Annotated in this window: 12 protein-coding genes; 6 read left to right on the top strand and 6 right to left on the bottom strand. The window is 68.9% G+C overall.

Translation table 11 applies throughout. The annotated features are described in order from the left end of the window. The first annotated feature begins 64 nt into the window (after window positions 1-64). Window positions 65-1,468, top strand: a complete 1,404-nt coding sequence (gene yczR, locus WFJ97_RS01390) for a MocR-like transcription factor YczR (RefSeq protein ID WP_336640229.1) — start codon at window positions 65-67, stop codon at window positions 1,466-1,468. Window positions 1,469-1,641: 173 nt separating this feature from the next. On the opposite strand, the gene WFJ97_RS01385 is transcribed toward yczR, so the two are convergent. Further along, window positions 1,642-2,145 carry a DUF3145 domain-containing protein gene (locus WFJ97_RS01385; protein WP_247956294.1) on the bottom strand — a complete coding sequence of 168 codons (504 nt, stop codon included), beginning with the start codon at window positions 2,143-2,145 and terminating at the stop codon, window positions 1,642-1,644. Between the two features lie 183 nt (window positions 2,146-2,328). Beyond that, entirely contained in the window at window positions 2,329-3,102 is a 774-nt protein-coding gene (locus tag WFJ97_RS01380; protein ID WP_247622282.1) for a hypothetical protein, read from the bottom strand. 175 nt (window positions 3,103-3,277) lie between these two features. On the opposite strand from WFJ97_RS01380, the gene WFJ97_RS01375 reads away from it, so the two are divergent. Both WFJ97_RS01375 and WFJ97_RS01370 read left to right on the top strand, forming a co-directional pair. Continuing rightward, entirely contained in the window at window positions 3,278-5,278 is a 2,001-nt protein-coding gene (locus WFJ97_RS01375; RefSeq protein ID WP_336640228.1) for a DUF262 domain-containing protein, read from the top strand. Between the two features lie 48 nt (window positions 5,279-5,326). Then, the gene (locus WFJ97_RS01370; protein WP_336640227.1) at window positions 5,327-6,574 is read left to right on the top strand and encodes an alpha/beta fold hydrolase; all 1,248 of its coding nucleotides are present in this window, start codon (window positions 5,327-5,329) and stop codon (window positions 6,572-6,574) included. Between the two features lie 105 nt (window positions 6,575-6,679). On the opposite strand, the gene WFJ97_RS01365 is transcribed toward WFJ97_RS01370, so the two are convergent. The 3 genes from WFJ97_RS01365 to glgA form a co-directional block, all read right to left on the bottom strand. Beyond that, window positions 6,680-6,937, bottom strand: coding sequence for a type B 50S ribosomal protein L31 (locus WFJ97_RS01365; protein WP_021200734.1), 258 nt, complete (start codon window positions 6,935-6,937; stop codon window positions 6,680-6,682). A gap of 92 nt (window positions 6,938-7,029) precedes the next feature. Then, window positions 7,030-7,815 carry an ABC transporter ATP-binding protein gene (locus WFJ97_RS01360; protein WP_336640226.1) on the bottom strand — a complete coding sequence of 262 codons (786 nt, stop codon included), beginning with the start codon at window positions 7,813-7,815 and terminating at the stop codon, window positions 7,030-7,032. 17 nt (window positions 7,816-7,832) lie between these two features. Further along, window positions 7,833-9,017, bottom strand: coding sequence for a glycogen synthase (glgA, locus tag WFJ97_RS01355; RefSeq protein ID WP_336640225.1), 1,185 nt, complete (start codon window positions 9,015-9,017; stop codon window positions 7,833-7,835). A 46-nt stretch (window positions 9,018-9,063) separates the two neighbouring features. On the opposite strand from glgA, the gene glgC reads away from it, so the two are divergent. The 3 genes from glgC (at window position 9,064) to WFJ97_RS01340 (ending at window position 11,762) form a co-directional block, all read left to right on the top strand. Beyond that, on the top strand, window positions 9,064-10,308 hold the full coding sequence (gene glgC, locus WFJ97_RS01350) for a glucose-1-phosphate adenylyltransferase (RefSeq protein WP_247622277.1): 1,245 nt from the start codon (window positions 9,064-9,066) through the stop codon (window positions 10,306-10,308). Window positions 10,309-10,355: 47 nt separating this feature from the next. After that, window positions 10,356-10,991, top strand: a complete 636-nt coding sequence (gene serB, locus WFJ97_RS01345) for a phosphoserine phosphatase SerB (RefSeq protein ID WP_336640224.1) — start codon at window positions 10,356-10,358, stop codon at window positions 10,989-10,991. Window positions 10,992-11,063: 72 nt separating this feature from the next. Further along, window positions 11,064-11,762, top strand: a complete 699-nt coding sequence (locus tag WFJ97_RS01340) for an alpha/beta fold hydrolase (RefSeq protein ID WP_336640223.1) — start codon at window positions 11,064-11,066, stop codon at window positions 11,760-11,762. 68 nt (window positions 11,763-11,830) lie between these two features. Here WFJ97_RS01340 and WFJ97_RS01335 read toward each other — a convergent pair whose 3' ends face one another. Next, window positions 11,831-12,541: a beta-ketoacyl-ACP reductase gene (locus WFJ97_RS01335; RefSeq protein ID WP_336640222.1), complete on the bottom strand. Its 711-nt coding sequence runs from the start codon at window positions 12,539-12,541 to the stop codon at window positions 11,831-11,833. Window positions 12,542-12,544: the final 3 nt, after the last annotated feature.

Here is a 12,544-nt window from a genome sequence, read left to right as displayed (position 1 = left end):
TCCGAGTCCACTCCCCCAGAAGTGGCCTGCAGAAATCAGTCCACTTCTGCGCCATGCTGGAGGCATGGGATCACGACTCGTCGAACAGCTCGGAGCGCAGAACGCCGCCGGCGCCACGGCGTCCGCCCTCGCCGACCAGATCCGCGCGCTCGTGCTCGACGGTCGCCTGACCGTCGGCGAGCGGCTTCCGAGCGAACGTGCGCTCGCCCTGGAACTGCGCCGCTCCCGGTCGACGATCACCCGCGCGTACGGGCTCCTCGAGGCAGAGGGCTATGTCGCCCGGCTGCACGGCGGGAGCACCCGCATCACCCTTCCGCACGCCGATATCGTGACCATCCCGACCGACGACGACTCGGCCATCGACCTGTCGATCGCCTCGATGGACTCCACCCCCGGCCTGTACGACGCCACCGTGCGCTCCCTCCCGCGCCTCGCCGCGATGCGGGGCACGAGCGGCTACTCGTTGCGCGGCCTCCCCGAGCTCCGCGAGGCCGTCGCCGCTCGCTTCTCCGAGCGCGGCGTCGAGACCTCGGCCGACGAGATCATGATCACCTCGGGCGCTCTGAACGCCCTCAACCTGGTCCTCGCGACGATCGGACGACGCGGAGAGCGCGCCCTCGTCGAGCAACCGACATTTCCGCATGCACTGGAGGCGCTTCATCGTCACGGCTACCGGCTGGTGCCGACCCCCGTCGACGTCGAGGGCTGGGATGCCCGACACCTCGCCGAGACGCTCCTGAGCGTGCGCCCGCATCTCGCCTATCTGATCCCCGACTTCCACAACCCGACGGGCGCGACGCTCCCCGATGACGAGCGATCGCGCCTCGTCGCCACCGCGCGCAGCGCCGGGACCACCCTGATCGTCGACGAGACGACCACGGAACTCGACATCGACCGCGGGTGGGCGCCCACACCGATGGCGGCGTACGACCCCCGCGTCGTGACCGTCGGCTCGATGTCGAAGATCGCCTGGGGCGGCATGCGCATCGGCTGGATCCGCGCCGAACGGTCCCTCATCACTCGACTCCTCGCGGTGCGCCCCTCGTTCGAGCTCGGCACGGCCCTGCTCGAGCAGTGCATCGCCGTCGAGCTTCTCGCCGACATGCCGGCCCTCACCGCACACGTGCGCACGCGCTTGCGGGCAGGACGCGCGGCGGTCGAGGCGGGACTCGCCGCGCTTCCCGGCATCCGGATGCCGTCGACGCCCGGCGGCCTCTCGGCGTGGGTCGATCTCGAAGCTCCGGTCTCGACGGCGCTGTCGCTCGCGGCGCGCGAGCGGCAGCTCATCCTGCCGCCCGGGCCGCGGTTCACCACCGGAGGCGTGCTGGAGCGCCGGCTGCGCATCCCCATCACGCTGCCCCCGGAGCGGACGGCCGAGGCGATGTCGCGCGTCGCCGAGTCCTGGGCGCATGTGCAGGGCGGGGCGGCTTCTCGCGGCGACGACCTCCGCCACGCCGCGGTGATCTGACCGGGCCGCCGGCTCTCCGACGACGGCACCTCCGACGACGAAGACCCCGCCGCTGCGAACAGGGGCGGGGTCTTCGTCTATGGAGCGGGGGACGTCTTCTCAGCGTCCGGGACGAATCACCGGCATCCGATACTCACGCCTCCCGCGCTCCAGGTCTGTGTGTCGGCGGCATGTCAGCCGACCTTGTGCAGCCACACGACGCGGGCGTCGTCGCTCGCGTGCCGGAACGGCTCGAGCTCGTCGTCCCACGCGGAGCCGAGGGCGACGTCGAGCTCGCGCTGCAGCTCGATCGCACTGCCGGCGGCGATCTCCATCGCGTACCGGATGCGATCCTCGCCGATGACGATGTTGCCGGCGGCATCCGTCTGGGCGTAGTGGATGCCGAGGTCCGGGGTGTGCAGCCAGCGTCCACCGTCGCTGCGGGGAGTCGGATCCTCGGTCACCTCGAAACGCAGGTGCTCCCACCCGCGGATCGCGGTCGCGAGAGCGGCGCCGGTGCCCACCGGGCCATCCCAGTAGAACTCGGCGCGGCGCGCGCCGTCGAGCACGGGCTGGTCGGCCCAGTCGAAGTTCACCGCACGCCCGATAGCGCGACCCACCGCCCACTCGAGGTGCGGGCAGAGCGCGCGAGGCGCCGAGTGGATGTACACCACTCCGCGTGCGTAAGCCGTCGCCATGATCTCTCCGTTTCATCAGGTGCGTCTTCCCCAACGACCTGAACTGAAATCAGCGACGATATGCGGTTATGCGCCCATTCTCGCCCACGATCCTGGAAATCACAAGCATGTGATTCCACGGGAAAGGCCCCGGTCGCGACGACCGGGGCCTTTCGTGGAGACGGGTCTCCGAGGTGCAGAGGATCAGGCCTCGCTCATCGCCTGCTTGACCTGCTGGCCCTTGGCGGCGTAGTACGCGGCGCGCGCGGCATCCTTGCGGGCCTGCTCGGCGTAGCCGTGCTCGAGCACCTCCTGCGGAACCTCGACGTTGGGAACGTCGTCGGTGCCGTGGTACTTCTCGATGTACGCGTCGAGCTCGGGACCCGACGTCCACGAGGTGATGAGGCAGTAACGCGGCTCGGTCCCGTTGTGCGTCGCGGCGTGCCACAGGCGCTGCGTGTCGACGATGAGCTGCGCGCCGGCCGGAAGCGCGATGCGGTACTCGATGCTCGGGTCGGTGCGGTTCTCGCGCAGGACGAAGTAGCTGTCCTTGTCGTCGGTGAGGTTGAAGAAGCCGCGCACGACCCAGCCCGTGCCGTCCGGGTTCAGACGGTTGTTGTCATCCTGGTGCAGGTTGTAGAGGCAGTCGCCGTACGGGGTCGGCTGCAGTTCGATGACCCGGCAGCGCCCGACGTTGGCACCGGGCTCCTGCGCGCGGCGCGTGAGGTTCGGGGCCTTGGCGGTCTGCGAATCGATCCAGACGCCGTCCTTGTCGGTGCGCGGCGGCTTGTGGTTCCAGAAGCCGTTGCACTCGATGTCTCCGAAGGCGCTGGCGAGCGGCGCGAATCGCGTGTCGCCCGAGGACTTCCAGTCGTTGTACTCGATGTCCAGCCACTCTTTGGGGTCGAGTTCCTGGTTGTAGCTGTCGAGGACGACGAAGCCCTTCTCCTCCAGCGCTTTGGACTTGATGTATCCCATGATCGAGTCATGTTCCTTTCATCGGGGGCCAGCACGTTTTAACAGGCCCTGATAAGGCAAGCCTAACAGCGAGCCGTGCGTACGCTTCGGAGGCGACCGTGAATAACCGAATAGACTGAAAACGGTGCCGGGTTCACCCTCGACATCGCGCGCTACGGGAGGACGAGACACCAGTATGAGCACCGCCACCAACGTCGAGGCGACAGCAGTCAACACGATCGAGTGGCTCGCGGCGGGGTCGACCACCATCGTCGTCCCCGTGTACCAGCGGCAGTACCGGTGGGACATCGGCGGGTGCGAGAGACTGCTCTCCGACATCCGCTCCGTGGCGGACGCCGACGAATCCCACCGTCACTTCATCGGCTCGATCCTCTCCGCGCAGGACGGCGCGACCGACGACGACCTGATCCTCATCGACGGGCAGCAGCGCATCACGACGCTCACCCTTCTCATCGCCGCTCTGCACCACAGCGTGCGGGGCACCGACCCGCAGCTCGCCGCCGAGCTCGAGAGGGTTCTCGTGCGCGCCGACGATCCGTCCCGCACCAAGCTGCGCCCGCACGACGCCTGGGCCGGGCTGTACGAATCGGTCGTGCTCGATCGGCGCGACGACGCCGACCGGGAATCCCGCTTCGATGACAACTACGCGTTCTTCCGGAGTCAGGTGCACGCCGACGAGGTGGCACGCATCTGGCGCGGGCTGCAGCGACTCGAGCACGTGTCGATCACGCTCGGCGCGCAGGCGAACGCGCAGCAGATCTTCGAGAGCCTGAACTCGACGGGTGAACCCCTGCGCGACCACGAGCTCATCCACAACTACATCCTGATGGGGCTCACCCACGCCGAGCAGCTCGACGTGGAGGCCCGGTTCTGGCTGCCGATCGAACGCCACACGGGTGAGACGATCGGCGCATTCTGGCGGCACTACCTCGTGATGACGACCGGGCGCGAACTCGCGGCGAACGGCGAGCACGGCGTCTACAGCGCCTTCCGCCACTCGTTCCCCCGGGTCGATGCGGAGCGGCTGCAGGCGGATGCCGAGGTCTGGCGCCACTACGCCGAGATCTACGGCATCCTCCTCGACCCCTCGCTCGAGAGCGATCCGGAGATCGCCCGACAGCTGCGCTTCGTGAACACCTTCGGCAGGGCGGCCTACCCGCTCCTGCTCAGCGCCTACAGCGACCACTCCCGCGGGGTCATCGAGCGCGACGAACTGATCGAAACTCTCGAATGGATCCAGGCGCTCTACCTGCGCCGCACCCTCGTGAACCTGCCCAACGAGCGCCTGGTCGCCCGGCTCTGCCGCGCCCGCTCGCAGGGGCGGGAGGCGCTGGCTCGCGCATTCGCACGCATCACCCCTTCCGACGAGCGGGTCAGCGCGGTGCTGAAGTACAGCGAGCTCCCCTACGCCGCCTACGTGCTCGGCCGACTCGAAGGCGTCGAGGATCCCCTCGAGTTCGACGTCGAGCACATCGTGCCCACCGTCCCCGGCGACGCCTGGTCGGGGGACGGGGCGCGCACGTGGAGCGAGTACAGCGAGGACGAGCAGAACAGCCACCGCGCGCTCGCCCCGACGCTGGGCAACCTGACGCTGCTGGAACAGCACCTCACCGAGAGCGTCTTCGGCGCCTCGTTCCCGGTCAAGCGCGCGGATGCCTACGCGCGGAGCAGCGTCGCCGCGACTCGGGAGCTGGATGCCATCGACCAGTGGAACACCGCGGCGATCACGGCCCGCACCGTGCGCCTGACCGCCGAGCTGCTGCAGATCTGGGCGCGGCCGGCCCTGCCCGAGATCGACGACGACGGACTGACCCCGATCCTCGACGCCGTCCGCCGTCGCGGCTGGCCCGCCGGTTGGGAGCGCGAGTTCGACTACGTCGAGTACCGCGGCGAGCGGTGGGAGGTGTACGACGTCAAGCATCTCTTCAACCGGGTCCTGCGTCGCGCCTGGACCGACACCCGTGCCGCCGCCCTGTCGTACTCGGCAGCGCACGGCGGCCCCATCTACGACGGCATGGCCTGGAAGGGGCAGTGGGACGAACTCACCGACGGCCACCACCTCTACATGGGCTGGGACTCGAACTACATGATGAGCGCCGTGCAGGGGGTGCTCGAGGAGGCCGGCATCGCCGCCGAGGTGTTCGTCAAGTACTCCTACATCGGCAACGTGATGTAGCACCGGCTGCGCCTTCGTCCTAGGCCGCTGCTCGATAGGATCGAAGACGTGACTACCGTCGTGCGCCGCCTGCTGGATCTGACCGTCGAAGAGCACACGCTCACCGTCCCCCTCGTCTGGGGTGATCCCGCCGACAGCCGCACCATAGACGTGTTCGCCGCCGTCGTCTCACGTCCCGGCGGCGAGACGCTCCCCTACCTGGTGTTCCTCCAGGGCGGCCCGGGCAGCGAGGCGCCCCGCCCGTTCCACGCCGCCACCTCGCCGGCCTGGCTCGACGAGGCACTCGCGCACTATCAGGTCGTGCTGCTCGATCAGCGCGGCACGGGGCGCTCGACTGCCGTCTCCGATGGCGACCTGGCACTCGGTTCCTCGGTCGTCGCCGAGCACCTCACCCATCTGCGGGCCGACGCGATCGTGCGCGACTGCGAGGCGATGCGCCAACACCTCGGCGCCGAGCAGTGGAGCGTGCTCGGCCAGTCCTTCGGCGGCTTCACGACCCTCGCCTACCTCTCCACCGACGCCGACTCCCTGACCGACGTGTTCATCACGGGAGGGTTGAGCGCGATCGGACGCCACCCCGACGACGTCTACGCCCTCTGCTACGACAAGATGCGCGATGCCTCGGAGCGCTACTACCGGCGCTTTCCTGAGCACCGCGACGCGATGCGGCGCCTGGTCGATCGTGCGGCCGCCGGTGATATCGTGCTCCCCGACGGCGAGGTCGTCTCGGTCTCCCGCCTCCGCTCCTTCGGGTCGGCCCTCGGAACGGATGCCGGATGGCAGACGGTGTGGTCGCTTCTCGAATCGGATCCGAGGAAGAACGCGTTCCGCTACGACCTCATGAATGCGATGCCCTACGGCGGACGCAACCCGCTCTACTTCGCCTTCCACGAGTCCAGCTACGCCGATGGCCACGCCACGCGGTGGTCGGCCGAGCGCACCGAGCCCGCGGACTTCCGCGACGACCCGACGCTGTTCACCGGCGAGCACATCCGCCGCGAATGGACCGAGACGGTGCCGGCCTTCCAGCCCTGGCGGGACGTCGCCCTCGAGCTCGCCGAGTTCGAGTGGCCCTCGGTGTACGACGCCTCGGCGATCGCCGCGTCCGAGGCGACCGGCGCCGCCGCCGTCTATGTGAACGACGTGTACGTGCCCTACGAGTTCTCGCTCGAGACCGCGAAGCTGCTGCCGGGCGTCCACCTGTGGCAGACGAGCGAGCACGAGCACAACGGGCTGCGATCGGGCCCCGTGCTCAGCCGTCTCATCGACCTCGCGCACGGTCGACGCATCCGCTGAGCATGTCCGTCGCTCGGCGGATGCCGACGACGTGAACGCACGTCGTCGCGAGAACGACGAAGGCCCCGCTCTCCGAGGAGAACGGGGCCTTCGAGGCGGGGGTCCTTACTTGGACGATCCGCCGAAGCCCTTGAAGCGCTGGTTGAACTTCTCGACGCGGCCGGCCGAGTCCATGATGCGCTGCTTGCCCGTGTAGAACGGGTGCGAGGCCGAGGAGATCTCGACGTCGATGACGGGGTACTCCACGCCGTCCAGCTCGATGGTCTTGTCGCTCGAGACGGTGGAGCGGGTGAGGAAGGTCTCGCCCGAACCGAGGTCGCGGAACACGACTGCCTTGTACTCGGGGTGGATGTCAGTCTTCATGGGATTCCTTAGTTGCTGCCCTGGATTGTGCCAGGGACGAGGGAAGTCTGCGGTGCAGAGTGCACCAAGGGTCGATCTTATCAGATGACGGATCAGGATGCCGCGCGAGCCGCGTAGCGTCCGTCCTCGCTGCTGAGCGTGATCGGCATGCCGAACGCTTCGGTGAGCGCTTCGGCCGTGAGCGTCTCGTGGATCGGACCGGCCGAGACCACGCGCCCTTCACGCAGCAGCATGACGTGCGTGAATCCCACCGGGATCTCCTCGACGTGGTGGGTGACCATGAGCATGGCCGGAGTCGTCGGCGACGAGGCGTAGCCGCTGAGCAGGGCGAGGAGCTCCTCGCGCGAGCCGAGGTCGAGCGAGGCGGTCGGCTCGTCGAGCAGGAGGAGTTCGGGGTCGGTCATCACGGCGCGGGCGATCTGGACGCGCTTCTGCTCGCCGTCGCTGAGAGTGCCGAAGGTGCGATCGGCGAGGTGGTCGAGCTTCCACTCCCCCAGCACGCGCAGCGCGCGGCGCTCGTCGATGTCCTCGTAATCCTCGTTCCAGCGCCCGAGCACGGAGTACGCGGCGGTGAGCACGGTGTTGAGCACGGTCTCGTCGCGCGGAACGCGCTTGGCCATCGCCGACGAGGCGAAGCCGATGCGCGGGCGCACCTCGAACACATCGGTGCGACCGAGGGTCTCGCCCAGCACCGTCACGGTTCCCGAGGTCGGGTGCATCAGCGTGTCGGCGAGCTGCAGCAGCGTGGTCTTGCCCGCGCCGTTGGGTCCGAGGACCACCCAGCGCTGGTCGTCCGCGACCTGCCAGGTCACGTGGTCGATGATGTTTCGCCCGTCGCGGCGCACGACGACATCGGTGAAATCCAGAGCGATCGGCATGCGACCAGCCTATCGGCTCAGGCGGTGAGCTCCGCGTAGAGCGCGCGGGTCGCGTCGGCGATCGACGACCAGCTGAACTCGCGCGTGGCCCGGTCCCGTCCGGCATCGCCGTAGACCCGCGCCTGCGCCGGATCCATGGCCACCTCGGTGAGCACGGCCGCGAGGTCGGCGACGTACCGATCGGGGTCGACCGGGGTACCGGTGCCGTCCTGCACCTGCTCGATCGGCACGAGGCGACCCGTCACGCGGTCGGCGACCACTTCGGGGATGCCTCCGGTCGCGGTGCCGACCACGGCCGCACCGCAGGCCATGGCCTCGAGGTTGACGATGCCCAGCGGTTCGTACACCGAGGGGCACACGAAGGTCGTGGCGGCGGTGAGGATCGCCGAGAGCTCGTCGCGCGGCAGCATCCGCTCGATCCAGATCACGCCGTCGCGGGTCTGCTGGAGCAACCGCACGCCCTCCTGCACCTCGGCCATGATCTCGGGGGTGTCGGGAGCTCCGGCGCAGAGGATCAACTGCACCTCGGGCGGCAGCAGCCGCGCGGCCTGCAGCAGATACGGGAGTCCCTTCTGGCGGGTGATGCGCCCGACGAAGACCACCGACGGACGGTTCGGGTCCATACCGACGGATGCGAGGAACTCCGGGTTCTGCACGGGGCGCCAGCGTTCGACGTCGATCCCGTTGTGGATCACCCGGACCTTCGCGGGGTCGACCTGCGGGTAGCTGCGCAGGATGTCCGCCCGCATGCCCGCGCTCACGGCGATCACGGCCGCGGCGTTCTCGTAGGCGAGCTTCTCGATGCCGCTCGACACGGCGTAGCCGCCGCCGAGCTGTTCGGCCTTCCACGGGCGCAGCGGCTCGAGGCTGTGCGCGGTGAGCACGTGCGGGATGCCGTGCAGCTGCGCGGCGAGGTGTCCCGCGAAGTTCGCGTACCAGGTGTGACTGTGCACGACGTCGGCGCGCCCGATCGCGGCGACGATCTCGAGATCCGTTCCGAGCGTCTGCAGCGCGGCGTTCGCGGAGGCGAGTTCGGAGGGCGTGGAGTACGCGGCAGTACCCCGCTCGTCGCGCGGCGCACCGAAGGCGCGGACGCTCACGTCGATGCTTTCGCGGAGCGCCGCCACGAGCTCGGCCACGTGCACCCCGGCACCGCCGTAGATCTCCGGCGGATACTCCTTCGTGATCATTTCGACTCGCATGTCTGAACGCTAGTACAGCGGGCCGGATCGCACCTAAGGTGGAGCCATGTCCGCTCCAAAGAAGATCTTCGGCATCATCCTCGCCGGCGGCGAGGGCAAGCGACTCATGCCGCTCACGGCCGATCGCGCGAAACCCGCGGTGCCCTTCGGCGGACAGTACCGATTGATCGACTTCGCGATCTCCAACCTCATCAACTCGGGCCTGCGGCAGGTCGTCGTGCTCACGCAGTACAAGTCGCACAGCCTCGACCGCCACATCTCGCAGACGTGGCGCATGTCGGCGCTCCTCGACTCCTACGTCACCTCCGTTCCGGCGCAGCAGCGCCTCGGCAAGCGGTGGTTCTCGGGCTCGGCCGACGCGATCCTGCAGAGCATGAACCTGCTCAACGACGAGAAGCCCGACATCGTCGTCGTGATCGGCGCGGACCACGTCTACCGCATGGACTTCCGGCAGATGATCGACGCGCACATCGCCTCGGGCGCGAAGGCCACCGTCGCCGGCATCCGCCAGCCCCTCGCTCTCGCATCGCAGTTCGGCGTCATCGACACCGATCCCGAGGATCAGGGCCGGATCCGTGCGTTCCTCGAGAAGCCGACCGATGCCACCGGTCTGCCGGACGCACCGCACGAGGTGCTCGCCTCGATGGGCAACTACGTCTTCGACGCCGACGCTCTGATCGCGGCTGTCGAGACCGACGGCGAGTCCCCGACCTCCGGCCACGACATGGGCGGCGACATCATCCCCTACTTCGTCGGGCGCGGCGAGGCCGGTGTCTACGACATGAAGCGCAACGAGGTGCCCGGTTCCTCGCCGCGAGATCGCTCCTACTGGCGCGACGTCGGAACGATCGAGTCGTTCTTCGACGCCCACATGGACCTGATCTCGACCCTGCCCGTGTTTAACCTGTACAACACCGACTGGCCGATCCACTCGCAGACCGTGAACTCGCCCCCCGCGAAGTTCGTGCGCGACTCGGTCGGCCGCATCGGCAACGCGATCGATTCGATCGTCTCGCTGGGGTCCGTGCTGTCGGGAACGCACCTCGAACGCAGCGTGGTGGGTCCGTGGACTCTCGCCGGGGGCGGATCCACGATCACCGATTCCGTCGTGTTCGACCACGTGCACGTCGGAGCCGGATCCCGCGTGCATCGGGCGATCCTCGACAAGAACGTGGTGCTCGCCGACGGTGCGACCGTCGGCGTCGATCGGGAACGCGATCTCGCCCGCGGGTTCACGGTCACCGAGACGGGCATCACGGTTGTCGGCAAGGGACTGTACATCGAGCGCTGAGCGTCATCCGTCCGGCGGCGACGTCCGCGCTCGGTAGGCTCGACGTCGTGACCCCTGCGCGCTTCCTCGTCGTCCTCGATGCCGATTCGACCCTCATCCGCAACGAGGTGATCGAGCTGCTCGCCGACGAGGCCGGGCGCCGCGACGAGGTGCAGGCCGCGACCGAGGCCGCGATGCGCGGCGAGGTCGACTTCGCCGAGAGCCTGCGCACCCGTGTCGCGGCGCTCCGCGGCGTCTCGGTCGATGCCTTCCCCCGCGTTCTCGCGCGCATCGAGCCCACGCCGGGCGTGCGCGAGCTGACCGCCGCGGTGCACGCACGCGGCGGAGTCGTGGGCGTCGTGTCCGGAGGGTTCCATGAGATCCTCGACGACGTGGCCCCGACCCTCGGCGTCGATCGCTGGCGGGCCAATCGGCTCCGCGTGGCCGACGGGGCGCTGACCGGCGAGGTCGACGGCGCGATCGTCGACGCCGCAGCCAAAGCCGAGTCGCTCCTCGAGTGGGCCGCCGAGCTGGGTGTCGCCCGGCACGCGACGATCGCGATCGGAGACGGGGCGAACGACCTGAAGATGATGGCGGCGGCCGGCCTCGGACTCGCTTTCAACGCCAAGCCCGCCGTGCGCAACGCGGCGAGCCTCGTGGTCGGACCGCAGGACCTCGCCGAGGTCATCGCTCTTCTCCCCTGATCGGCCCCGCGGGGTTCGGTGGTGTTCTGCGACCCCCTCGCGGATGTCGGAGGCCGGCGCTAACGTCGGCCCATGGACATCATCCTCATCCCGGGCCTGTGGCTCGATGCCGAGAGCTGGAACGACGTGACACCCGTGCTGACGCGCGCGGGCCATCGCGTGCACCCTCTGACCCTGCCGGGCGTCGGAGCACCCGCGACCCGATCCGCCGACATCGGCATCGCCGACTGGGTCGACGCCGTCACGCAGAAGATCGACGAGCTCCCCGGAGAGCGGGTGGTCGTCGTCGGACACAGCGGCGGGGGAAACGTAGCCTGGGGCGCGGCGAACGCTCGCGCCGACCGCGTCTCCCGCGTGGTCTTCGTCGACACCGTTCCGCCGCCGCCCGGTCACGGCATCAGCGAGTTCGAGGTCGTCGACGGTGTCGTGCCGTTCCCGGGATGGGACTTCTTTCCCGATGAAGACGTGTTCGATCTCGATGCCGACACGCGTGCGCGCACCGCGCCGACCGCGAAGAGCGTCCCCGCGCGCGTGCCGACCGACGCGATCGCCTTCGAGGGCGATGCGCGCTTCGGAGTGCCGGTGACGATGCTGATGGGCGGACTCGACCAGGAGACGCTCGAGTCGGAGATCTCCGACTGGGGTCCCTACGGCGACGAGTACAGCGCGATCGACGACATCGAGGTCGTGCGAGTCGGCTCCGGTCACTGGCCGCAGTTCACGGTGCCCCAGCGCCTCGGCGAACTGATCCTCGCCGCCGTCGCCCGCTGACCGACCGTCGGGTCGCGGTCAGCGGCGAGACCGCTCGGAGAATCGAGGGGAGATCAGCGCGAAGTGCGTCAGTGGCCCATCCCGAGGCCGCCGTCGACGGGGATGACGGCGCCCGAGATGTACGCCGCGTCGTCACCCGCGAGCCAGGTCACGACGCCCGCGACCTCGTCGGGGCTCGCGAATCGTCCCGCGGGGATGTTGGCCTTGTACTGCTTCTGGGTGTCTTCGGGCAGCTCGGCGGTCATGTCGGTCTCGATGAAGCCGGGAGCGACGACGTTGGCCGTGATGCCCCGGCTGCCGAGTTCGCGCGTCAGCGAACGCGCGAAACCGACGAGGGCGCTCTTCGACGCCGAGTAGTTGATCTGGCCGGCCGAGCCGTACAGCCCGACGACGCTCGAGATCAGGATGACGCGACCGAAGCGTGCACGCAGCATCCCCTTCGACGCGCGCTTGACCACGCGGAAGGTGCCGCCCAGGTTGGTGGCGATGACGCTGTCGAAGTCGTCCTCGCTCATGCGCAGGAGCAGCGTGTCCTTCGTGATGCCGGCGTTCGCCACGACGATCTCGATCGGGCCGAGCTTCTCCTCGACCTCGGTGAACGCGGCGTCGATCGCGGCGGCATCCGTCACATCCGCGCGCACCGTGAGCGTGCCCTCGGGGCCCTCGCCGCTGCGTGCGGTGACGGCGACGCGATAGCCCTCGCGCACGAATCGCTCGGCGATCGATCGGCCGATGCCCCGGTTGCCTCCGGTGACGAGGACGACGCGCTGCTCACTCATGTT

The sequence above is a fragment of the Microbacterium sp. USHLN272 genome, assembly GCF_037149655.1.
Classification (GTDB): Bacteria; Actinomycetota; Actinomycetes; order Actinomycetales; family Microbacteriaceae; genus Microbacterium; species Microbacterium galbinum.
This window is presented reverse-complemented; position numbering and strand designations above follow the sequence as displayed.